We start from the raw sequence: 22,785 nt of genomic DNA on the forward strand, positions 1-22,785 counted from the left end.
CTTAATTTTTAAAAAACCAAAACGGTAAGATAACATCTGTAACGGTCACAACCGCATCTTTTTCGTTTCTTTTTCGTCTTAGCCGTAATAGATGTTTGCCCTCCTCAAGGTCCGAAATATTGAGATATGTCTCGAATCCAAGGATATTATTGATTCCCGTGGTCAGGATAAAATCTTCGTCCATATCCAGGCTATCGATTTGGAAAGCATGCGTTTCATTAAAGGTTCTTAAATACCTCTTGCGTATACTGTCTTTTTGGCGTGCACTGGTAATCTGGTCGTTCCAATTGGTGGTGACCTTCATACTGGTGGATAATCCCCGCCTGTCTATTTCCGGTCTCAGGGAATCATTGTAGGCGAAAATCCGGTTCTCCAGATTCTCGGAAAAGGGTACGAAAACCTGCAAAAAGGGTTTATTGATCACCTTGGACGGAATCACCATGTGACCAGGGAAATCACCATCTTCCGTAAGCATGTCCGCATAGTTTTCCTTGTTGGCAAAAGTACTTGAAGACCTTTGGTCCTTATCCAGATAATTGGAGCTACGGTACTCCAAACTGGTCATCATCAATATGGCAATATAAATTGGGACCAAGAGCAAAATAAGCCTTCTTCCAAACCGGTTGTCCAAAAAATTATAGACCAAGGGCCTATATAAAAAGGAAAGTGTCAAAAAGCTGAAAACCCAATAGATTGGAAAGTAGATCCGTGATATCCATTTTTTCTTTTTGAGCCAACCTTGTGTCAAAAAGTCGATAAAGGTCAAGATCATGCCCGTAATGATAAAAACTATCAGTACGGAACCGAGAGTAATGGCCACCCCTTCGTTCAAGTGGTCACTTTCAAGAATAAAATTGACCACCAATACGATGGATAATATAATCATCGTCATGGCCAGCACATAGAAGATCAATAAGAACGAAATGGCAAATAGAACACTGCAATAATTCTCAAGATTGGCAATATACCGGTCAAAGGAGACGATGCGTTTTTGAAGGTATTTGGTAAAGCGCTCGGAGTAACGAAGCTTTTCAAATTCTATATCGCCGGAGACATACCGAAGGCCCAAGGAACCTATCCAAAGGCCACGAAGAATTACGTGGAGCAATAGATTGAACAATAATATGGAACAGGAAATTTGAAGGATGAGGTAAACCACGAACCGATAAATTTGTTGCTCGTTCTCTGCGTTCACCATTTCAATACGAAGCGGTTCATAGGCGGTGAACAGTCCAAAAATCGCAAAACCTGAGATAATCAGTTCCAGTTCCCAGCTTTGCTGCTGTAGCGAGTCCAGTAGTTTTTTAAATGAGGGACTGTTATAATCGTTGTTCGCGCCCACGGTCTTTGATCGGTTTGTACATCCAATATAGGCATAAAATGCAAAAACCGCTCAAAATGAGCGGTTTTGCGTTGTCGATTATAAAAAGTTAGGATCACTTGATCATCTCGTAGCTCCTTGCAATAAAGTTGGTAAGCTCTTCACCTTTTAACAATCCTTTGGAAAGGCGTGCCAAATCCAACGACTGATTGATCAGCCTTTCGCGCTTTTTAGCGGTCTTGGTATTTAGTATTTCACTTACCAGTTCGTGATTGGTGTTCACGATAAGGTTGTACATTTCGGGCATATTTCCCATTCCGAACATGCCTCCGCCACCAGTACGCTGCATCTCTTTCATACGTCGCATAAATTCCGGCTCGGTAATAATAAACGGCGATGCACTGCTTTCCATGGCCTCCAATTGAATGGTATATCCTTTATCGGAAATTACTTTTTCTAAATCAGCCTTTAGGCTGTCTTTTTCCTCATCGGACAATTTGGAAATGGCCGTATCCTCTTTTTTGATGAGGTTGTCCACATGATCGGCATCCACCCGTACAAAGGATAGGTTCTCTTTGGAGGTTTCCAGTTTTTGCATCAAGTGTGGCACGATCGGGGAATCCAACAAGAGGATTTCGTACCCTTTTTTCTTGGCAGCTTCAATATAGCTGTGCTGTGCATCTTTGTCGGAAGCATAAAGCACGACCAACTTATCATCCTTATCGGTCTGATTGTCCTTGATCTTGGCTTCCAGTTCTTCAAACGTATAGTAATTGCCATCAATGGTAGGGTAAAGTGCAAATTTGTCCGCCTTTTCAAAGAATTTATCTTCGGATAGCATTCCGTACTCTATCACTACTTTGATATCGTTCCACTTCTGTTCAAAATCCTCACGGTTGTTTTTGAAGAGCGAAGTCAATTTGTCCGCAACCTTTCTGGTAATGTAGGAGGAAATCTTCTTCACGGCTCCATCCGCCTGAAGATATGAACGAGATACGTTCAATGGAATGTCCGGAGAGTCTATGACCCCTTTTAACATCGTCAAGAATTCGGGAACAATGCCTTCCACATTGTCCGTTACGAACACTTGGTTCTGGTACAATTGGATTTTATCCTTTTGTATGCTGAGGTCGTTCGTCAACTTTGGGAAATATAGGATACCCGTTAAGTTGAAGGGATAATCCACGTTTAGGTGAATATGGAACAAAGGTTCCTCGAACTGCATCGGGTAAAGTTCCCTGTAAAAGCTTTTGTAATCAGCCTCCTCTAGATCTGCAGGTTGTTTGGTCCAAGCGGGATTCGGATTGTTGATGATGTCGTCCACCTCCTTAGTTGGTGCCGGTTCGTCCTCTTTGGCTCCTTCCGGTTTTGGAAGCGTTTCCGTTTTTGTCCCGAACTTGATCGGAATGGGCATAAACTTGTTGTACTTCACCAAAAGCTCACGGATTTTGGTTTTCTCCAAAAACTCCGTGGAATCTTCTGCAATATGAAGTATGATTTCGGTGCCTCTCTCGGTTTTGTCGCTGGGTTCAATGGTGAATTCTGGGGAACCATCACAGGTCCAGTGTACCGCTGGCTCTTCTTTATGGCTCTTTGTAATGATCTCCACTTTTTCGGCGACCATAAAGGCCGAATAGAAACCAAGTCCAAAATGCCCGATGATCCCGGCATCTTTCCCGGTATCCTTGTATTTGTCCAAAAATTCTTCGGCACCGGAAAAAGCCACTTCGTTAATGTACTTTTTCACTTCCTCCTCGGTCATCCCGATTCCTTGGTCCAAAATATGAATGCGTTTGTTCTCCTTGTCCACTTTAACCTCAATTACTGGGTTGCCATATTCAACTGTAGCTTCGCCAATTGAGGTAAGGTGCTTTAATTTTAGTGTTGCATCCGTAGCGTTGGAAATAAGCTCCCTCAAGAAAATTTCGTGATCACTGTATAGAAACTTTTTGATCAGAGGGAAAATGTTCTCTACTGAAACATTGATTTTACCTGTAGCCATCGTTTTGTTTTTTATTCTTTAATAGCTGATGAGTCAAAAAAAATACCATAATGCCAAATCTGACAAACTGACATTTGATAGGCCCTCCATCAATTTTAACATAACTTTGTTTATTTAATTTTTAAAAAGATTAAACAAAATGATTATATTTACAGTGTTATAGGTTAAAAATTGCTATGAGATAGTATTTCTATAACAAGTTTGTTTATTTATTGGTTAGGTTGTGAAAATGCACTTTCGCCAGGAAGTGCATTTTCTTTAAAAAATTAGATGATCCATCCCTAACTTTGTTAACTCTTCAAAAACATCTCAAAAATGGCAAATACAACTAAAACCAAAATCACCGAGGATAAAATCATAGGCTTTTTCATGGAATCTGTTTTGGAGCATGAAAAAGTGCCGGGTTCAGTATTTAAGTTCTGCAAGGAGCATGATATTAAGGAAGAAGAATTCTATGGGTTCTTTGGTTCGTTCGAATCGTTGCAACAATCCATTTGGAACAAATTCTTCGACAACAGTTATGGGTTGATGCAAAAGAACAAGCAGTACGCATCCATGACCAACGAGGAAAAGATGCTGACATTTTTCTTCACCTTTTTTGAGAATCTGACATTGAACAGGAGCTATGTACTGTTCATAATGAAGGAACACAAGTATACCTTGGAAGGTTTAATGCAATTGAAGGGCCTTCGAAAAAGGTTCAAGGATTTCGCTTCCACGCTCATTGAGGAAAGGAACGATGAAAAACAGCATAAGATTTTTAAGTACAACGCTCCCTTGTTTGCCGAAGGCGCTTGGTTACAGTTCCTATTTATTTTAAAATTTTGGATGGAAGATGGTTCACCTGGTCTGGAAAAAACCGATATCGCCATTGAGAAATCCGTTACTACCATATTTCAAATTTTCGAGACCACCCCTTTGGAAAAGATAGTGGACTTTGGAAAATTCCTTTACAAGGAAAAATTCGCATAGCGCCCATGAAAAGTTTGGATACCATTCCCACGGGGAAAATAGAACGCGCCGGAAAGCTGGTAAAGACCGGGGTGAAAATAGGCGGGAACTATGTAAAATACTACGGTAAAAAGCTAGTGGACCCGCAAACCTCCAAGGATTCCTTGGACCAAGACAATGCAGAGGATATTTACGATGGGCTTAAAAGTTTAAAGGGCAGTGCCCTTAAGGTGGCACAGATGCTCAGCATGGAGAAGAACCTCTTGCCACGGGCCTATGTGGAGAAGTTTTCCCTTTCCCAGTTCTCAGTGCCTCCGTTGTCCGCACCCTTGGTACGCAAGACCTTCAAAAAGTATTTGGACAAATATCCCGAAGAAATTTTTGATGAGTTTGAAAAAGATTCTGTAAACGCTGCCAGCATAGGACAGGTGCACCGTGCGGAAAAGGATGGAAAAAAATTGGCGGTCAAAATCCAATATCCAGGTGTTGCGGAAAGCATCAGTAGCGATTTGGCCTTGGTGAAGCCGGTGGCCATTAAAATGTTCAATCTAAAGGGAAAGGACTCCGAAAAATATTTTAAAGAGGTAGAGCATAAACTTATCGAGGAGACCAATTATATTTTGGAGTTGGAGCAAAGCGATGAGATTACCAAAGCTTGTTCCGTGATTCCAAATATGGAATTTCCAAAATATTACCGAGAACTTTCAAGCGAGCGTATTTTGACGATGGATTGGATGGAAGGAATACACTTGGGTGAATTTACCCGAACGGACTTTGATGCTGGACTTGGGAATACCCTTGGCCAGGCCCTTTGGGATTTTTACATGTTCCAGATCCATAAATTGAGAAGGGTGCATGCAGACCCGCATCCAGGTAATTTTTTGGTAAGTGATAACGGTAAGTTGATAGCCATCGATTTTGGTTGCATCAAGCAGATTCCAGACGATTTTTATGTTCCTTATTTTGAACTGGCCAAGGAGGAGAATATCAACAATGATAAAATCTTCATGGAGAAATTGTACGAACTGGAAATCTTGACGCCAACCGACTCCGAAGAAGAACTAAAATTTTTTAAAGCGCTTTTTAAAGAAATGCTGACTATTTTCACTTCTCCTTTTCATAAAGATACTTTTGACTTTGGCGACGAAGGGTTCTGGTCTAAAATTGCAAATCTCAGTGAACGCTATTCCAAAGACGAGCAAATCCGAAAAATGAACGGAAACAGAGGTTCCAAACACTTTTTGTACATCAACCGCACGTTTTTTGGGCTGTACAATCTTCTTCATGACTTAAGGGCTAAAGTAGATGTGAACTCCTACAAAACATATATGGATTGATTTCCTCCATTGGAAATAAAAAAATCCCGTTCAGTGGTAGTCCAATGAACGGGATTTTTGTTTGAAGCAAATTTAGTTGTCTATTTTTTCTGCTTTACATATTTATCCAACCATTGATCTTGCTCCCATAACAAATGTAGGATGCTTTCCTTGGCCCTGTATCCGTGGCTTTCTTTGGGCAGCATTACCAATCTAACGGTTGCCCCCAATCCTTTTAGAGCATTGAAATAGCGCTCACTCTGCATGGGATAGGTCCCAGAATTGTTATCCGCTTCTCCGTGAATCAAAAGTAATGGTGTTTTCATTTTTTCAGAGTGCATAAAAGGGGACATGGTATAGTACACCTCGGGAGCTTCCCAATAGTTCCTTTCCTCGCTCTGGAAACCAAAAGGTGTAAGTGTCCTATTGTAGGCACCGCTTCTCGCAATTCCTGCAGCGAACAAATCGGAATGTGACAGTAGGTTGGCCACCATAAACGCACCGTAACTATGTCCGCCTACGGCAACTCGCTCCGTATCCACGTAACCAAGTTCGTCCACAGCGTCGATAGCTGCTTTGGCATTTGCTACGAGTTGACTTCTAAAGGTGTCGTTGGGTTGTTCGTCTCCTTCGCCGATAATTGGGAAGGCGGCATCATCCAGTACCACGTAACCTTTGGTTACCCAATAAATGGGCGAACCCCAATACGGATAGGTGAATTCGTTGGGATTGGATGTGTTCTGCGAAGCACTGTTCTTGTCCTTGTACTCTCTTGGATAGGCCCAAAGAATCATTGGCATTTTTTCTTTTTTCTCCATGTCGTACCCAACAGGAAGGTATAAAGTTCCAGAAAGCTCCAATCCGTCATCCCTCTTATATGTGATCACTTCTTTGTGTACGTTTTGAATGCTTTTGTAGGGGTTCTCAAAATTGGTCAACTGAACGGGCCCTCTTCTCTTGATCAAACTCTTATAGTAATAGTTCGGGTATTCGTTGGCGGATTCGATGCGCACCAACAATTGGTCTTTTTTAGGGTCGTATTCTATCAAGTTTTCCAGCTTATCTTCAAGCTTTGAGGTATATAGCCTCGTTTTTTTAAGGTTCTCCAAATTAATTTTATCCACAAAGGGGAACTGTCCTTCTTCGGTATAGCCATCGCCGATCAAATAGGCATTGTTGTTTTTGTCCAAGGAGAGTACCCAACTGCCATTTTCATTTCTTTTTGTGACAAAATTCCCTGGGTCGCTGTACACATCTTGATAGTTTCTGTCCTCAATGATCTTGGCTCCCGCTGAAGGGTTGGAGGGGTCAAAAAGATAGGTTTTGGTGTTTCTGTCGTTCCACCAACGATCGTGCGCAATGGCCAGATCATCGTTCCCCCATTGAATGTAGCTGAATCTGTTCTTGGTTTTTAGGATGGATTCTCCCTTTCCATCAAAAGGCGCCTCCAGTTGGAATACTTCATCGCGGTAATCGACTTCGTTTTCCGGGTCGCCACCATCCAGCGCTTCTACATAAATTATGGTGGCCGGTTTATCGTTTCGCCAGCTTATATCACGCATACCGGTTCTTTCGGCCATAAAGCCTTTGGGAAGGTCTTCGATAAGGGGGACCTCCAAAAGTGTTTTTACCTTGCTTCCGTCTTTTTTGTAAACGGTGGTAGTGTTCGGAAACCTATAGTAGGGAACCAAGTAGGAGAATGGCTTGTCCAAAGTGACCGTCATTACATACTCGCCATCTGGGGAGAAGCTGATACTTGTATACAGGTCGGCATCTTTCCACTTGGTCTTGGTACCGTCCATTTGAACTTTGTAGAGCTCGGAACGGGCCAATTGCTCAAAATTAAATTCATCGTTCGGGTTTTTCAACAAATCCTGATAGGTTCTGTTCTGCGCTTTTTTGCCATCATTGGTAGAAATGGTGGGGCCTTCCGGCACAGCTTCATTGGTATTGATCAATGGTTTTCTGTCATCCGGTAGCATTTTGACCAAAACGGACTCACCATCCTTGAACCAATTGATGATGTCCCTCATGTTGGCATTTACATTGGTTTCCGTAATGGCAGTGGCCTTGGCGGACTTTAAATCGAGAACCATGACCTCAACACCGTTGGATGTGGTATTGGTGAATGCAATTTTGGACTGGTCCGGCGACCAATTAAAATTGGCCAATCTTGGATTTTCGGAGAGTCCCTGTACTTGTGTGCCCTCGTTGTTGCCCACTTCTTTAACAATGATGTTGTTGTAATAATTGGTGCGGCTCCCAATGTTGGTCTTGGGGTTGATGCGAAGGCCGGCCAATCTAAGCTCCGTTTCCGATAATTCGGCGATGGTCTTGTAGTAGTCCCTGTAGAGGAGTACCATATATTTGCCATCATCCGTGATCAGCACACTGGGTGCCAAAGGTGCGTTGACAAGTTCGAGTATTTCTTCCGAAGGTTTTTGGTAACTTAATTTTTCCTGTGCCTGTACAAAGCAAATGGACAAAATGGTCCAAAATACCCAGAGATAATTTTTCATGATCCTTATTTGATAGTTTAACGAATTAAGTTTTTTGATTTTTTAAAAGTACAACTTTTAAAAAGTATTATTTTGGCGGAATAATGAATATTTGGCGAGGATATTTGCTAATTTTCAAATTCTAACTATCTTTTTTCTATCTAAATTAAATTAAATGTACAATTCCAAGATTGCCGGGTTAGGATTTTACGTCCCTGAGAATGTGGTCACTAATGATGATTTGTCTAAAATGATGGACACAAATGATGAATGGATACAAGAGCGTACGGGGATCAAAGAGCGGCGTCATGTTGTAAAAGATACCGAAACTACGACCTCTATGGGCGTGGAAGCGGCCAAAAAGGCCATTGAGCGTGCAGGTATCGATAAGGATGAAATCGATTTTATCGTTTTTGCCACCCTTAGTCCCGACTATTATTTTCCTGGGCCAGGTGTGTTGGTACAACGCGATTTGGGATTGAAACGAACCGTTGGGGCCTTGGATGTCCGTAACCAATGCTCTGGTTTTGTGTACGGAATTTCCGTTGCGGACCAGTATATTAAAACAGGAATGTACAAAAACATATTGGTCGTTGGTTCTGAACTTCATTCCCGTGGTCTGGATATGACCACACGGGGCAGGGGAGTGTCCGTTATTTTTGGTGATGGTGCGGGAGCTGCCGTTTTAACTAGAGAGGAAGATACCTCCAAAGGCATTCTTTCCACCCATTTACATTCCGAAGGACAACATGCAGAGGAACTTTCGTTGATCGCGCCCGGTATGGGCAAGCGTTGGGTCACCGATATTATCGAGGATAAGGATCCGGAGGATACTTCTTATTATCCTCACATGAACGGACAATTCGTTTTCAAGAATGCCGTGGTCCGCTTCAGTGAGGTGATTATGGAGGGACTTGGCAAAAATGGTCTGGCACCCACTGATATAGATATGTTGATTCCGCATCAGGCCAATCTAAGAATCTCTCAATTTATACAGAACAAGTTTGGATTAAAGGATGATCAAGTCTTCAACAATATCATGAAGTACGGTAACACAACTGCCGCATCCATTCCCATTGCATTGACGGAGGCTTGGGAGGCCGGAAAAATCGAGGAAGGTAACCTTGTAGTGCTTGCCGCCTTTGGAAGTGGCTTTACTTGGGGCAGTGTAATCATCCGTTGGTAGAAAATCAACCATATACAATTAAAAGTAAAACCCCGGTCCGTTTGGATCGGGGTTTTTGATTGATGCTCTCACAAGATAACCAACCAACACTCGAATATGAAGCATCAATATATTTTAAAGGATTCCGCCGCCGCCTTGTTTGGTATCGCTATCTCTTCTTTTACGTTGTTTGGCGCGGTTTTTTCCGCTTCCAAACTGGTAGGACAATCCAACGTACACATTATTGCTCTCCCAGTTAAAGGCACCTTCTTGTGCGTAGGGATATTCTCCCTCGAAAGCAAATCGCATCGTGTTGAAAATGTCGTTATAATTAAGGCTCAGTGTTCCCTTGCCTTCGGCAAAGCTGTATCGGGCCCCTAAATTGACAAAGTACATGGGCTCGGCATTGAACTGTATGCTCTTGTTGCGGCCTCGGTAAAAACCAAATGCCTGAAACGTCAATGCTTTTGTTACGGTGAAACTATTGTTCATTCTTAGGTTCCAAGCGGTGTTGTCCACCTTTACCCGTTGTTCTACAATATCGTCCTCGCTCGGATTTGGGTCCGTTGTGTTCAGCGTTTCGGTAAGCCCACGTTGGGTCTGGGAGAACAGGTCAAAGCTGCCATTGATGTTCCACCATTTTAAAGGTTTATAATTGGTGGAAAGTTCCACTCCGTAAGCGGAAGTTTTGTCAAAATTATCAAAGGTCAGTATGGTCTTGTTCAGGTCCAGGCGGTCCACATAAACGGCCCGGTTGATCTCGTCGGAAATACTTCTGTAGAAAACGCCCCCTGTGATGCTTCCATTTTTTATTCTTTTCGTGTAATTCGCTTCGTAAGAGCTTGTGAACTGTGGAACCAAATTCGGGTTTCCGAACGAGGAGATCAAAGGTGTCGCAAATTCACGTATGGGATTTACCTGTTGTAATCCGGGCCTGTCCACACGTCGGCTGTAACTGACTTGTACCTGGTCCTTATCATTGGGTTTGTACGTTACAAATGCTGAGGGGTAAACTTGGGTGTAATCGTCGGTAAAGGCACGTATGGCATTGGTGTCTGCCTTGACCTGGACATCTTCTATGCGAACGCCCATTTGGTAGGACCATTTTTCGTAGGACTGTCCAAAGGTGGCGTACGCTGAGTAAATATCCATATCGTACACAAATTTTGTGGATGGCGTAGGTACCAGTGTGCCGTTGGAGTTGAAAGATTGCCCTGTTGAGGAGTAATCCACGATGGTCTCAAAATTTCTGGATTCCAGTCCAAGCTCGAGTTTGGAAATACTGTCCAAAGGATTGACGTAGTCCAAATTGGCCGTGGTCTGGGTGCGTTCCGTATCCACAAAATCCATATAATCGGGATAGGTAGAGGCTCCGATAGACCTAAAATCGGCATCTTGTTCACTTTCGAAGCGGTTATGGTCCACTTCCAATTCAATGTTGTGGCCCTCCTTGTTAAAATCGAGCTTATAATCAAAATTATATTGTTCACTGTTGTTGTTGGAGTCATCCAAGAACAACTGGGTAACGTTGCGCGAAGGATCGTTAAAATAGGATACGGCGGTCTCACCGGTTCCTTCTCCTTCATAAATATTCTGGTTGGTAAAAAAGGAAATGGTGTTTTTGTCGTTCAAGTAGAAATCGACTCCCAATTTATACAGGTGCGATTTGTTATTGTTGAAAAAGTCAAACTTTTGACGCGAGTTCTCGTCCACACGGAGAATACTACCATCGTTCACCCATTTGCCAATATTGTTGCCATAGTTGCCGTAGAAATTGAATTTGCCGTTCCGGTAATTCAAATCGATGGAACTGTTGAACTTGGCTTCGATACCCTTGGTGAGCCCCATGTTCACGTTACCGTTAAAGCCTATGTTCGCATTTTTGTGAAGCACTATGTTTATGATTCCGCTCATGCCCTCGGGATTATACTTTGCGGATGGATTGGTAATGAGTTCTATGGATTTAATTGATGTGGACGGAATCTGCTTGAGCAATTGGGCCACGGGAACGTTGGAGAGTTTTCCATCTACCATAACCCTTACGTTCGAGTTTCCCCGCAAGGTGATATCCCCTGTTTGGGAATCTACGTTAACGGAGGGTATGTTGTTCATAATGTCGGATGCCGAAGCACCTGCGGTGGTCAAATCTTTACCTACATTAATGACCTTTCGGTCCACGCGTTGTTCAATGGTGGTACGTTCGGCCACCAATTCCACGCCTTCCAGTTCTTTGGTCTCTTCGACCAGCACAACGGTGCCCAGATCATGGGTTCGTTTGCCCTTGGCGATCACTAGTTTTTGGGAATGTGTTTTATAGCCGATGTACTGTACTTCAAAAATAAATGTGCCATCGGGCAGTTTGTCAATTTCAAAATTTCCGTCCTCTGTGGTAATTCCACCGGTAATGGTCTGGGAACCATCCTCTGATTTGATCACTACGGCAGCATAGGCAATGGGTTGATTGGAGATGTCATCGATAACTTTACCGTTGATCACTCCCAGGGCATCGCCCGGGTCGTTGGCAAAAGTTAAAAATGGGGAGGTCATGCACAGCAATAGTGCAAATAGAAGGCTCACATGTCTCATGAGTAGTTCGTTTTTTGATTGATGATTGATTGATGATTGATGTCACTGTTAAGACGCCGCAGGTTCATGAATGTTACAGGTAAAACTTATTTTAACATCCTTTAACAATTAAGCGTCCTGAATTGCCTCAACTTTGTAAGGAACCATGCTTTAAGAAGACTATTGGGATATCTGTAAAAAAGAAGAAACCCCGGTAAAGTTACCGGGGTTATACATTGATAAGCTATACTAAACACTAACCATTAACTATAAAAATACAGTCTTACCAATGACTTTAATATATGAATAATAGACGACTTTTATGCTTAAAAATTACAGTCTATAATAAGTTTAACACAAAAATTAACAAATGCAAAAGACACTTGTCGTAGGGGCTTCTACAAACCCGGGAAGATACAGTAACACAGCAATTCGTAGGTTGGTCGACAACAATATTGAAACGACCGCATTTGGGATACGTGGGGGAACTGTATCAGGGGTACAAATTAAAGACAACTTGGTTGATTTTCAAAATATTGATACCGTAACTTTATACCTAGGCCCAAAAAATCAAAAAGAATATTATCAACAAATCGTTGGTTTAAAACCCAGGCGCGTGATTTTTAACCCTGGAACGGAAAATCCAGAATTCTATAAAATCCTTGAAAATGCTGGTATTCAGGTAGAAGTGGCCTGTACGTTGGTACTCTTGGCTACTGGACAATATTAGTTTTGGAATTTGGTTCTTTGGTGCGGATAAACCACAAACCAATAAATGTCAACAATCCGTTGAGTGGTAACAATTCATAGCCAACCTGATAACCGCCCAAATACTCCGCCGGGATATTGGCGATCAAAACAATGGCAATAACCGAGGCAAGGGCAACGGCCCATACATAACTGTCCTTTATTTTGTGTTTGGTAAGAATCCCGAACGCAAAAAGTCCCAAGAGCGGGCCATAGGTATAACCTGCTACTGTAAGCAGACTGTCGATGACATTACTGCTCAGTATGTATTTAAACGCGATGATCACGATCACCAGTACAACGCTCATTGCAATATGGGTACGTTTTCTAATGCGTTTTTGTTCCTTTTCGCCTTTTTGTTGAACATTTAAAAAGTCCACACAAAAGGAGGTGGTCAACGAAGTAAGCGCACTATCCGCGCTACTGTAGGCAGCAGCGATCAAGCCGAGCATAAAAGTAATGGCCAAGGCCAATCCCAGGCCGCCGTTCAAAGCAATTTCGGGGAACAAAAGGTCGGTTTTGGGAGTGCCGTCCATCAAGGGAATGGAAATACCGTCCCTTGTTGCAAAAATGTAGAGCAGCGCGCCCAACAACATGAACAAAAATGTAACGCCTACCAGCACAAAACTAAAGGAAACCATGTTCTTTTGGGCATCCTTCAAAGATTTACAGGTAAGGTTCTTTTGCATCATATCTTGATCCAGGCCCGTCATACAAATGGTAACGAACATCCCCCCGACAAAGGATTTGATAAAATAATTTTTGTCCAAAAAGTTATCGGTCACCAAAAAGTCATCATAATTTTTTAGGGCATCCGAAGTCAAAAATTCCCCAAAACTCCAACCCAATTCCTGATTGATCATCACAATGGAAAGAATCACTGCGACGATCATAAAGAGTGTCTGCAAAGTATCCGTCCAAACAATGGTTTTTATCCCTCCCTTGTTGGTGTAGAGCCAAATCAATAAAATGGAAATCACCACTGTGACTTCAAAACGGACCCCTAGGTCATCAAAAACAAATTGCTGTAAAACAATGGCCACCAAATATAACCGGAACGCCGCACCCAAAACCCTCGATATAAAAAAGAAAAATGCGCCGGTACGGTGGCTCACTTTTCCAAAACGATCATGCAAATATTCGTAAATAGAGGTGAGGTTGAGCTTGTAGTATAGGGGCAAGAGTACAAATGCCACCACAAAATACCCGAACAGGTAGCCCAGCACCACTTGCATATACGTTAATTGGCTATCGCCCACCCATCCAGGAACCGATATAAAAGTTACGCCCGATAAAGAGGCGCCTACCATTCCAAAAGCAACAATATACCATGGTGATTGTTTGCCTGCCTTAAAAAAATCGGCATTGGAATCGTTTTTACCGGTAAAATAAGATATAAGGATCAGCACCAAGAAATAGGCGCCGATCAGCAACAAAATTTGTGTGGCCGACATACATGTATTTTGATTTGCAAAGTACGAAAGTAAATTGGTAACTCTAAAATTGTAATTTTGCAAGAGAATTGATGCTATGGAATTTTCGTCGAAGCTATTGGAAAACGCAGTTTACGAAATGTCGCAGTTGCCGGGAATCGGTAAACGTACGGCATTACGTTTGGTGCTCCATCTGTTAAAACAGCCCGAGGAAAGGACCGAACTGCTGGCCCATGCGCTGCTGAAATTGAAGAGCGAGGTCAATTTTTGTAAAAACTGCCATAATATTTCCGATACCGAAGTGTGCGAAATATGCGCAAATCCCAAACGGGACGAAACCTTGGTATGTGTGGTGGAGGACATCAGGGATGTAATGGCCATTGAGAACACCTCTCAATATAATGGGCTCTACCATGTATTGGGCGGCAAAATCTCACCCATGGAAGGTGTGGGGCCGCAGGACCTGAATATCGCTTCATTGGTGAAGAAAGTGAGGGACGGTACCATTAAAGAATTGATATTGGCCCTAAGCTCTACTATGGAAGGAGACACCACTAATTTTTATATTTACAAACAACTGGAAGGTTTGGAGGTGACCACCTCTACAATCGCCAGGGGAATTTCGGTGGGCGATGAATTGGAATATGCAGATGAAGTAACTTTGGGCAGGAGTATCATCAATAGAGTGCCTTTTGAAAGTTCGATGAAAGCGAATTAGTGAACATAAATCAAAAATAAGTCGATTTCTTTAGTATTTTTGTAAAATACAAATCAAAATCACTTTGATAAATACGAATATGTCAAAATTTGAATTGAAATTACCGCAAATGGGAGAAAGTGTCGCAGAAGCTACTTTGACCAACTGGTTGAAGGAAGTCGGCGATACCATAGAGATGGACGAAGCCGTCTTTGAAATTGCCACCGACAAAGTGGATTCCGAAGTTCCCAGTGAAGTAGATGGGGTGTTGGTGGAAAAGCGGTTCGATGTAGATGATGTGATAAAAGTAGGTGAAGTCGTTGCCGTAATTCAAATTGAAGGAGAAGTTGAGCTTGCCACAGAAGATAGTTCTGAGGACGATGTTAAGGAAGAGGTTTCCGTGGAAGCGCCTGCAAGGGAGCTGGAGACCCAAATGGCCAGTGTAAAGGAATCTGTTTCAGCTCCGGTACCCGATTATTCAAGTTCAGAACGATTCTATTCACCTTTGGTGAAAAATATAGCCAAGGAAGAGAATGTTTCCATGGACGAATTGGAGGCCATTGCCGGCACCGGTAAAGAAGGCAGGGTCACTAAAAATGATATTATGGCCTACTTGGAAAATCGTTCCAACGGAAGCCAAACAAAAGAGGAGGCCCAACCCAGACCTGAAGCCAAGCCAGAAAAAGCAGATGCACCTGCAGCACCAAAAGAGACGGTTGCCGATAAACCAAAAGAATCCAAAATCCATGTTGGAGCAGGAGATGAGGTAATTCCGTTGACCCGCATGGGCAAATTGATCGCCCATCACATGATCGAGAGTGTATCAACGTCCGCGCACGTGCAGAGCTTTGTAGAGGTGGACGTGACCAATGTGGTGAATTGGAGAAACAAGGTGAAAAATGCATTCCAACAGCGGGAAGGCGAAAAATTGACCTTTACGCCCATATTTATGGAAGCTGTGGCCATGGCCCTTAAAAAATATCCATTGATGAACATCTCTTTGGATGGGGACAAGGTCATCAAAAAGAAAAACATCAACTTGGGAATGGCAGCCGCCCTGCCCGATGGTAACTTGATCGTGCCCGTAATCAAAAATGCGGACCAATTGAACTTGGTGGGCATGGCCAAAACCGTGAACGACCTGGCAGAAAGGGCAAGAAACAACAAGCTAAAACCCGACGAAGTTAAGGATGGTACATATACGGTGACCAATGTTGGTTCCTTCGGAAGTGTTTTCGGAACGCCCATTATCAATCAACCTCAAGTTGGGATTCTGGCATTGGGAGCCATCAGAAAGCTGCCATCCGTCATAGAGACCGACCAAGGAGAGTACATCGGTATCCGTAGCAAAATGTACCTCTCGCACAGTTATGATCACCGAGTGGTCAACGGTGCGTTGGGCGGAATGTTCGTAAAGGCAGTGGCCGATTATTTGGAAGCTTGGGACATAAACAGGGAAATATAGCAGAAAACCGTTCATATTCCTGTCACTATGCTTAATTTAGAAGCCAAGTGAACCTTATTTAAAACGCCCCACATGCAATTACAATTGACCAAACCTATCTGTTTTTTTGACTTGGAGACCACTGGGACCAACGTTGCGAAGGATAGGATTGTAGAGATTTCCATTCTAAAGGTCTATCCGAACGGAAATAAAGAAAGTAGAACATGGTTGGTAAACCCGGAGATGCCCATTCCGGCAGAATCCGAAGCCATTCATGGGATTTCCGATGAAAAAGTGGCCAACGAGCCAACGTTTAAGCAATTATCCAAGGAAATCTATGCGATGATTCGCGATAGTGACCTGGGAGGGTTCAATTCCGATAGGTTCGATATTCCGCTTTTGGCCGAGGAGATGCTGCGTGCCGATGTGGATTTTGATATGAAACGCATGGTGTCCGTTGACGTGCAGACCATTTTCCATAAAATGGAAAAGCGCACCCTGGAAGCTGCGTACAAGTTTTACTGTGATAAGAATTTGGATGATGCCCATAGTGCCGAAGCCGATACTTTGGCAACCTACGAAGTGTTGTTGGCACAGTTGGAGCGGTATCCGGAACTTGAAAACGACGTGAAAAAACTGTCGGAGTTCACTACCCGAAGACAGAATCTTGATTTTGCAGGCTTTATCGGTCTCAATGAGAACGAGGAACCGATTTTTGCCTTCGGGAAACATAAAGGAAGAACAGTGGATGAGGTGATGGAGAAAGAGCCCGGTTATTTCGGCTGGATTTTGAACGCCGATTTCCCATTGTACACCAAAAAAGTACTTACCCAGATAAAGTTGAGCAAGCTCAACAACAAAATTTAAAATAAACAAGCGTTAACCCCCATAAACAAATTATGAAACTGATTTGTATAGGACGCAATTATGTAGACCACATAAATGAACTCAGTAATGAGCGTCCGGACGAACCTGTGGTTTTTATCAAACCGGATTCCGCCATCTTGCCCAAGGAGCAGGATTTTTATATCCCCGAATTTTCCGAAGACGTGCACTACGAAGTGGAAGTTTTGGTGAAAATCAAAAAAGTAGGTAAGCACATTTCCAAGGAATTTGCCCATAAATATTATGATGAAGTTGGATTGGGCATTGATTTTACGGCAAGGGACCTTCAATCCAAATTAAAATCCAAGGGCCTGCCTTGGGAAAAGGCGAAAGGGTTCGATGGAGCGGCCGTAGTCGGGAAATGGCTGCCAAAGGACAAGTTTGAAGATTTGGACAACGTGCGTTTTTCACTCTCAAAAAATAATGAAACCGTCCAAGCAGGGAATACCTCTTTGATGCTGTGGAAGATAGATGAAATTATAGCCCACATATCAACTTATTTTATGTTGAAAAAAGGTGATATCATCTTTACCGGCACTCCTGCCGGTGTTGGTAAAGTAAGCCCAAATGACTACCTTGTGGGTACATTGGAAGGTGAGCAAATGTTTGATATTAATGTAAAATAATGATTTACAACCTCGATAAAATAAATGAAATGGCGGAAGGTGACGAGGAGTTTATTACCTCGGTAATTTCCGTTTTTTTGGAAGAAGTTCCTGAAGACCTAGAAAGCCTGGAAAAGGCGATAGGTTGCAAGGACTATGAAAATATATATAAGTTGGCCCATAAAATTAAGCCCAATGTGGATATTTTGGGTATGGAGCAAACAAGGGCCAAGGCCTTGGAAATAGAAACGCTCGGTAAGGCAACCGGTAGCATGGAGGAAATTGAACAAAAGTTTCCTTTGTTGAAAAAGGATGTGCTCCAAGTGGTCTCTGAACTTAAAAACGACTTCGATCTTTAGATGCAGGCCGAGATAATCACCATTGGGGACGAGATTCTCATTGGACAGATTGTAGATTCCAATTCAGCATTTATTTCCAAAGAACTGAACAAAATTGGGGTCTCCGTTTATCAGATAACGTCGATTCAAGATGACAGGGAGCATATACTTAAGTCCTTGAAAGAGGCTGGTGAGCGTTCTTCGGTGGTCATCATCACGGGAGGTCTGGGACCAACAAAGGACGATGTTACCAAACATACCCTTTGCGAATTTTTTGACGATGAACTGGTGCGGGACGATTCGGTGCTACATCATATTGAGGAGCTTTTCAAAAAATACATCACCACGCCCATTTCCGATTTGAACCGGGAACAGGCCATGGTGCCTTCAAAAGCAACGGTGCTGCACAACGAGTTTGGAACAGCCCCGGGCATTTGGATGAAAAAAGGCGAAACAGCTTTTGTTTCCCTTCCCGGAGTGCCCTACGAAATGATGAATCTCATCAAAAAATCGGTGTTGCCAAAAATCATTGAAGAATATGAGCGGCCGCATATTGTCCACAAGACCATACTGACTTATGGAATGGGGGAGAGTGCGATTGCCGAAAAGCTCGAGCACTGGGAAGATAATCTGCCGTCATTCATCAAATTTGCCTATCTGCCGAATATAGGTAGTGTAAGGCTTCGACTTTCTGCTAAGGGCACGGATAAGGAAGCGCTGTTGCAGGGTATTGAAGCGCAGGTAAAAAAACTCTATCCTATTATTGGTGATATTATTTACGGGGAAGAGGAGGAAGATGGAAGGGTCGAAAAACAGATAGGTACACTGCTTACCGATAAAAAAATGAGCTTGTCCACCGCAGAAAGTTTTACGGGGGGCAGTATTGCCGAACGACTGACTTCCGTTCCCGGGGCGTCCGCCTACTTTAAAGGTAGTATGGTCTGCTATGCGACCGAGGCCAAAGTGAATTTGTTGGGGGTTCCGCAAGAACTCATTGACCAACATTCCGTAGTGAGCGAAGAAGTCGCCATTGCCATGGCAATTGGCGTTAAAAATAAGTTGGTAACCGATTTCTCCATAGCCACCACTGGCAATGCGGGGCCCGCCAAGGGAGATTCCGATGCCGAGGTTGGGACCGTTTATATTGGAATTGCTACCCCAAAAGGTGCTTTTGCCCAAAAATTCGTGATGGGAAAGCATCGGGACAGGGTCGTGAAAAAGTCTGTAAACAAGGCTTTTGAGCTCTTGTACAAAGAAATTTTAAATTTCTGAAAAAGAATTTTGTACGTCCCAGTAAAATGGTATAAATTTGCAGCCTCAATAAAATCACTCAAATAGTTAGGGAGATGTCTAAAGTTTGTGAAGTAACAGGAAAAAAGGTGATGTTTGGAAACAACGTTTCCTTTTCTATCAATAAGACAAAAAGGAGATTTGATTCAAATATCTCCAAGAAGAGGTTTTATATTCCAGAGGAAGATCGTTGGGTAACCTTGAACGTTTCTGCCCGTGGGTTGAAAATCATCAACAAAAAAGGAATCTCTGCTGTCTTGAAGGAAATCAATTCCAAAAAGTAAGTTGTAAAAGCATTATAAGTACAATACAATGGCAAAGAAAGGAAATAGGGTTCAGGTAATTTTAGAGTGTACAGAGCACAAGGAATCTGGTATGCCAGGTACTTCTAGATACATTACCACAAAGAACAAGAAGAACACGCCAGATAGGATGGAAATCAAAAAGTACAATCCTATCCTTAAGCGTATGACCGTTCATAAAGAAATTAAGTAATCGCTTTTTACAAAGTAAAAGGCAGAAAAATATAAGCCATGGCAAAGAAAACAGTAGCAACACTTCAGTCATCATCCAAGAGATTGACCAAAGCCATAAAAATGGTAAAATCTCCCAAAACAGGGGCTTACACTTTTGTAGAGTCTGTAATGGCACCGGAAATGGTGAATGACTGGTTGAACAGCAAATAAGGAAAAATCCCTTATAAACAATATCGAGGCCGCTTTTAGCGGCTTTTTTTATTCCCTTAATTTTCCTTTGATGCTCCAACTCGGAGTTGCTATGGCATTTCAAAGGAATTTAGTGTTAACAAAACTCCCCTTACTTTCCTATCTTTGACCATTCTCAAAGAACACAGGATGAGCTTATTCAAAAATATATTTTCAAAGGATAAAAAGGAGACCTTGGACAAGGGACTCGAAAAATCCAAGACCAGCTTTTTTGGCAAACTGGGGAAGGCCGTAGCGGGTAAGTCAAAGGTAGATGATGAGGTGCTGGACAATCTGGAAGAGGTGCTGGTCACTTCCGATGTGGGCGTAAATACAACCCTAAAAATCATCGAGCGGATTGAAGAGCGTGTGTCTCGCGACAAATACATGGGTACCGACGAACTCAATACCATTCTTCGCGAGGAAATAGCGGGGTTGCTCTCTGAGACCCATACCGGTGAAGAAACCGAAATAAGCATACCAAAGGATAAAAAACCATACGTAATTATGGTGGTAGGCGTAAACGGTGTTGGAAAAACGACCACTATCGGGAAACTGGCCCATAAGTTAAAAGGAAAGGGAATGAAAGTGGTTCTTGGGGCGGCCGATACGTTCCGTGCCGCTGCCATTGACCAATTGGAGGTTTGGGCAAAACGAGTAGATGTGCCCATTGTAAAGCAAAAAATGGGGAGTGACCCCGCTTCCGTAGCGTTTGATACCCTAAATTCCGCAGTCGCTGAAAATGCTGATGTTGTATTGGTCGATACTGCTGGTCGTTTGCACAATAAAGTCAATTTAATGAACGAGCTGTCCAAAGTAAAGCGCGTTATGCAAAAAGTGGTTCCAGATGCCCCTCACGAAGTACTTTTGGTACTGGATGGGTCTACAGGGCAGAATGCTTTTGAACAGGCCAAACAATTTACCAAGGCTACCGAAGTGACCAGCTTGGCTGTGACCAAATTGGACGGTACCGCCAAAGGAGGCGTGGTCATCGGTATTTCTGACCAATTCCAGATTCCGGTAAAATATATTGGCGTCGGCGAGGGTATTGAAGACCTTCAGGTGTTCAATAAATATGAGTTTGTGGATTCATTCTTCAAAATTTAGACTTATGTTCAGATATCTTCTTTTTTCTTTATTATTGATTGGTTCTATTTCTTGTAAACAGAAGGAAGCCGAACCCAAGGAAGATATTGTTCTCTGGACACCTTATAACGATTCTGCTGAAGTGGCAGCCAGTGCGGACAATGAGAACGAGCGGATGCGATACAAATTCATCCAAAGTAAAGTGTTGGATAAAAATGAGGTGTTTTTACCTCTGTATGATGAGGTGTCCCAATTCACCGAGGAGCAATATGAGAAAATGAAGCCTTTGGTCTTGGAGCAAGATATCCCATCCATTCAAAACCAAATCGATGCAGGTACTTTTACCTATGAAGATTTGGTGTTGTTTTATCTGCACCGCATCTACAAATACGAATTGCCCAACAATACTACCCTAAATACCATCATTGCATTGAACCCAAATGTGCTCGAGGAAGCACGGCAACTGGATGAAAGCAAGGATATCCATCACCTTATTTACGGTATGCCCATTTTATTGAAGGATAACATTGGAGCCGCCGAAATGAAGACGACGGCAGGTGCCATCGCGCTTAAAGAAAACCAGACGGATGATGCCTTTATCGTGGAGCGCTTAAAACAAAAAGGGGCGCTTATTTTAGGTAAGGTAAACCTAAGTGAATGGGCCAATTTTATCTGTGGGGTATGCCCCAATGGCCAAAGTGCTGTTGGCGGACAGACCTTGAATCCCTACGGAAGAAGGATTTTTGATACGGGTGGTTCCAGCGCGGGCAGTGGAACTTCTACAGCAGCCAACTATGCCGTAGGTGCGGTAGGAACCGAAACTTCAGGAAGTATACTTTCCCCATCCAGTCAGAATTCAGTGGTGGGGTTAAAACCAACCATCGGTTTGTTGAGTCGAACAGGGATCGTGCCCATATCCAGTACGTTGGACACGCCAGGCCCAATGACCAAAAATGTAACCGATAATGCCATTCTCTTGGATGCCATGCTGGGCAAGGACGAGGCAGATTATAAATCGGTAAGTGCGGAACCGGGCATTTTATCCGCATGGATGAACCCGGAATCCCTTAATGAGATTCGACTTGGCGTAATGAAGAACTTAATGGAACGGGATTCCATTTATGCTGCGAACGTCGAAGCTTTACGGCAAGCTGGCGCTCAAATTGTTGAATTTGAACCAGAAAATATTCCCTTGGAAGGTTTTACCACCTTGTTGAATCTGGATATGGAAGAGGATTTGCCCGCTTATCTTAGCGCAGAGGTAAAAGATAGGGATGCGGTACGAGTAGAATCGGTAGAAGATGTGGTTGCCTTCAACAAGCAAGATTCCTTGGTTCGTATACCTTATGGGCAAGCCCGTTTTGATGGTATTTTGGCCGATTCGACCACCGCGGAACAATTTGAAAAAATAAAAAAGGACTTGAAAGCATCGGGAAGCGCTTTTTTCAAAATAATGGAAGAGAAAAATCTCGATGCCGTGTTGAGCATCAACAATTATCATGCAGGTTACGCCGCTGTGGCCGAATATCCAGCATTGACCATCCCGATGGGATATAAGGCCGATGGTGAGCCGGAAAGTTTGACCTTTATCGGCAAACCTTTCTCGGAAGCACATCTACTGCGTATTGGAAAAGCATTTGAAGAACTTACCATGGCTAGGAAAATTCCAGAAGGCTATAAGGACTAACTTTTGGGTAAAGAAACATGTCCATTAAAATTGTAGTCAATTGAGGCTATA

At 42.9% G+C, this 22,785-nt stretch carries 20 protein-coding genes; 15 read left to right on the forward strand and 5 right to left on the reverse strand.

Translation table 11 applies throughout. The annotated features are described in order from the left end of the window. Nucleotide 1 precedes the first annotated feature (1 nt). Both GVT53_RS01855 and htpG read right to left on the reverse strand, forming a co-directional pair. Nucleotides 2-1,342, reverse strand: coding sequence for a hypothetical protein (locus GVT53_RS01855; RefSeq protein WP_166247154.1), 1,341 nt, complete (start codon nucleotides 1,340-1,342; stop codon nucleotides 2-4). Nucleotides 1,343-1,436: 94 nt separating this feature from the next. Beyond that, nucleotides 1,437-3,323 (reverse strand): molecular chaperone HtpG, encoded by a 1,887-nt coding sequence (gene htpG / locus GVT53_RS01860; RefSeq protein WP_166247155.1) that lies wholly within the window; start codon nucleotides 3,321-3,323, stop codon nucleotides 1,437-1,439. A 315-nt stretch (nucleotides 3,324-3,638) separates the two neighbouring features. On the opposite strand from htpG, the gene GVT53_RS01865 reads away from it, so the two are divergent. Both GVT53_RS01865 and GVT53_RS01870 read left to right on the forward strand, forming a co-directional pair. Then, nucleotides 3,639-4,295: a TetR family transcriptional regulator C-terminal domain-containing protein gene (locus GVT53_RS01865; RefSeq protein ID WP_166247156.1), complete on the forward strand. Its 657-nt coding sequence runs from the start codon at nucleotides 3,639-3,641 to the stop codon at nucleotides 4,293-4,295. A gap of 5 nt (nucleotides 4,296-4,300) precedes the next feature. Beyond that, nucleotides 4,301-5,611 (forward strand): ABC1 kinase family protein, encoded by a 1,311-nt coding sequence (locus GVT53_RS01870; protein WP_166247157.1) that lies wholly within the window; start codon nucleotides 4,301-4,303, stop codon nucleotides 5,609-5,611. A gap of 80 nt (nucleotides 5,612-5,691) precedes the next feature. On the opposite strand, the gene GVT53_RS01875 is transcribed toward GVT53_RS01870, so the two are convergent. Further along, nucleotides 5,692-8,109 (reverse strand): S9 family peptidase, encoded by a 2,418-nt coding sequence (locus GVT53_RS01875; protein ID WP_166247158.1) that lies wholly within the window; start codon nucleotides 8,107-8,109, stop codon nucleotides 5,692-5,694. Nucleotides 8,110-8,263: 154 nt separating this feature from the next. On the opposite strand from GVT53_RS01875, the gene GVT53_RS01880 reads away from it, so the two are divergent. After that, nucleotides 8,264-9,274 carry a 3-oxoacyl-ACP synthase III family protein gene (locus GVT53_RS01880; RefSeq protein WP_166247159.1) on the forward strand — a complete coding sequence of 337 codons (1,011 nt, stop codon included), beginning with the start codon at nucleotides 8,264-8,266 and terminating at the stop codon, nucleotides 9,272-9,274. Nucleotides 9,275-9,388: 114 nt separating this feature from the next. Here the strand turns inward: GVT53_RS01880 and GVT53_RS01885 are convergent, their stop codons facing one another. After that, on the reverse strand, nucleotides 9,389-11,839 hold the full coding sequence (locus tag GVT53_RS01885) for a TonB-dependent receptor (RefSeq protein ID WP_166247160.1): 2,451 nt from the start codon (nucleotides 11,837-11,839) through the stop codon (nucleotides 9,389-9,391). Between the two features lie 349 nt (nucleotides 11,840-12,188). On the opposite strand from GVT53_RS01885, the gene GVT53_RS01890 reads away from it, so the two are divergent. After that, nucleotides 12,189-12,548 (forward strand): CoA-binding protein, encoded by a 360-nt coding sequence (locus tag GVT53_RS01890; protein ID WP_166247161.1) that lies wholly within the window; start codon nucleotides 12,189-12,191, stop codon nucleotides 12,546-12,548. On the opposite strand, the gene GVT53_RS01895 is transcribed toward GVT53_RS01890, so the two are convergent. Then, complete coding sequence (locus GVT53_RS01895) at nucleotides 12,532-14,019, reverse strand: sodium:solute symporter (RefSeq protein ID WP_166247162.1); 1,488 nt, start codon at nucleotides 14,017-14,019, stop codon at nucleotides 12,532-12,534. The genes GVT53_RS01890 and GVT53_RS01895 overlap by 17 nt on opposite strands. 76 nt (nucleotides 14,020-14,095) lie before the next feature. Here GVT53_RS01895 and recR point away from each other — a divergent pair, with 76 nt between their 5' ends. From recR to GVT53_RS01950, 11 genes are all read left to right on the forward strand, one after another. Continuing rightward, a complete protein-coding gene (recR, locus tag GVT53_RS01900; RefSeq protein WP_166247163.1) occupies nucleotides 14,096-14,716 on the forward strand; it encodes a recombination mediator RecR in 621 nt (206 codons plus the stop codon). Between the two features lie 79 nt (nucleotides 14,717-14,795). Further along, on the forward strand, nucleotides 14,796-16,160 hold the full coding sequence (locus GVT53_RS01905) for a dihydrolipoamide acetyltransferase family protein (protein WP_166247164.1): 1,365 nt from the start codon (nucleotides 14,796-14,798) through the stop codon (nucleotides 16,158-16,160). A 72-nt stretch (nucleotides 16,161-16,232) separates the two neighbouring features. Next, on the forward strand, nucleotides 16,233-17,006 hold the full coding sequence (locus tag GVT53_RS01910) for a 3'-5' exonuclease (protein WP_166247165.1): 774 nt from the start codon (nucleotides 16,233-16,235) through the stop codon (nucleotides 17,004-17,006). Nucleotides 17,007-17,038: 32 nt separating this feature from the next. Further along, nucleotides 17,039-17,650, forward strand: coding sequence for a fumarylacetoacetate hydrolase family protein (locus GVT53_RS01915; protein ID WP_166247166.1), 612 nt, complete (start codon nucleotides 17,039-17,041; stop codon nucleotides 17,648-17,650). Beyond that, on the forward strand, nucleotides 17,650-17,988 hold the full coding sequence (locus GVT53_RS01920; RefSeq protein ID WP_166247167.1) for an Hpt domain-containing protein: 339 nt from the start codon (nucleotides 17,650-17,652) through the stop codon (nucleotides 17,986-17,988). The genes GVT53_RS01915 and GVT53_RS01920 overlap by 1 nt, the downstream gene beginning before the upstream one ends. Continuing rightward, complete coding sequence (locus tag GVT53_RS01925; RefSeq protein ID WP_166247168.1) at nucleotides 17,989-19,239, forward strand: competence/damage-inducible protein A; 1,251 nt, start codon at nucleotides 17,989-17,991, stop codon at nucleotides 19,237-19,239. A 74-nt stretch (nucleotides 19,240-19,313) separates the two neighbouring features. Next, a complete protein-coding gene (gene rpmB / locus GVT53_RS01930) occupies nucleotides 19,314-19,541 on the forward strand; it encodes a 50S ribosomal protein L28 (protein ID WP_108245253.1) in 228 nt (75 codons plus the stop codon). A 28-nt stretch (nucleotides 19,542-19,569) separates the two neighbouring features. Continuing rightward, nucleotides 19,570-19,752, forward strand: a complete 183-nt coding sequence (gene rpmG, locus GVT53_RS01935; protein WP_100817574.1) for a 50S ribosomal protein L33 — start codon at nucleotides 19,570-19,572, stop codon at nucleotides 19,750-19,752. Nucleotides 19,753-19,790: 38 nt separating this feature from the next. Next, nucleotides 19,791-19,943 carry a DUF4295 domain-containing protein gene (locus GVT53_RS01940; RefSeq protein WP_108245252.1) on the forward strand — a complete coding sequence of 51 codons (153 nt, stop codon included), beginning with the start codon at nucleotides 19,791-19,793 and terminating at the stop codon, nucleotides 19,941-19,943. A 168-nt stretch (nucleotides 19,944-20,111) separates the two neighbouring features. Further along, a complete protein-coding gene (gene ftsY / locus GVT53_RS01945) occupies nucleotides 20,112-21,068 on the forward strand; it encodes a signal recognition particle-docking protein FtsY (protein WP_166247169.1) in 957 nt (318 codons plus the stop codon). Nucleotides 21,069-21,072: 4 nt separating this feature from the next. Next, the gene (locus GVT53_RS01950; RefSeq protein ID WP_166247170.1) at nucleotides 21,073-22,734 is read left to right on the forward strand and encodes an amidase family protein; all 1,662 of its coding nucleotides are present in this window, start codon (nucleotides 21,073-21,075) and stop codon (nucleotides 22,732-22,734) included. The last annotated feature ends 51 nt before the right edge of the window (nucleotides 22,735-22,785 follow it).

The organism is Flagellimonas oceani, from assembly GCF_011068285.1.
Taxonomy (GTDB): domain Bacteria; phylum Bacteroidota; class Bacteroidia; order Flavobacteriales; family Flavobacteriaceae; genus Flagellimonas; species Flagellimonas oceani.